Annotated in this window: 1 protein-coding gene; it reads right to left on the bottom strand. The window is 54.1% G+C overall.

Going from position 1 to position 860, the window contains the following annotated elements; translation table 11 throughout:
- Positions 1-59: 59 nt before the first annotated feature.
- The coding region (locus tag ACTHS3_RS15815; protein ID WP_440368484.1) for an aromatic amino acid transport family protein at positions 60-860 on the bottom strand (801 nt) is incomplete at its 5' end.

Genomic DNA, 860 nt, shown 5'->3' with positions numbered 1-860 from the left:
GCGGAAAATAATGAATTAGGCCGTCTGAAAGAGGGTGTTTCAGACGGCCTTAAGGGAATTTAACCTTTAAATACGGGGACAAGTTCCATTTGGCTCAGTATTTGGGCGGCAATGTTGATGATGCCGAAGAGGAAGACCCAAACCATCAACCAGAATCCTCCGTAAACTTTGTAGTTTTTGCCGACGCCGAATTTATGACGCGAGCGGTAGAGCAGCATGGCGGGGATGATGCCTGTCCAGATGGTTGCTGCCAGGCCGACGTAGCCGATGGCGGTAACGAAGCCGGTAGGAAAGAGCAGGCAGGAAATCAAAGGCGGCAGGAAGGTCAGCGCGGCGGTTTTGGTACGGCCGGAGATGCTGTCGTTCCATTTGAAGATGTCGGCGATGTAGTCGAACAGGCCGAGCGTTACGCCGAGGAAGGACGTTGCGATTGCCATGTAGGAGAACAGGGTCAACACTTTGTCCATATTACCGGTTTGGGCGAACTTGGACAGCGTTTCGATCAGGACGGAAACTTGGCCTTCAGCGGCGATAACCGGTGCGAACTCGCTGCGCGGCAGGTTGCCTTGGATGGCGATTTGCCAGAGGATGTAAATCACCAAGGCAATCAGCGTACCCGACCACAGGGATTTGGCTACTTTGGGCGCGTCGCCTTTAAAGTATTTGAGCAGGCTGGAAACGTTGCCGTGGAAACCGAATGAGGCAAGGCAAACGGGCAGGGCGGTGGCGACATACATCCAGTAGCTGGTGCCGGAAGGGGCTTGGGTATCGAACAAGACAGGAATTTTGGCATCGGCAATCAGGCCGCCGGTTGCCCAAATAAAGGTCAATACCATGCCGCCGATGAGGATGCTGGTGAA

This window comes from Neisseria sp. P0009.S007 (genome assembly GCF_051962515.1).
The sequence above is the reverse complement of the archived record's forward strand: the minus strand, read 5'-3'. Positions and strand labels throughout refer to the sequence as shown.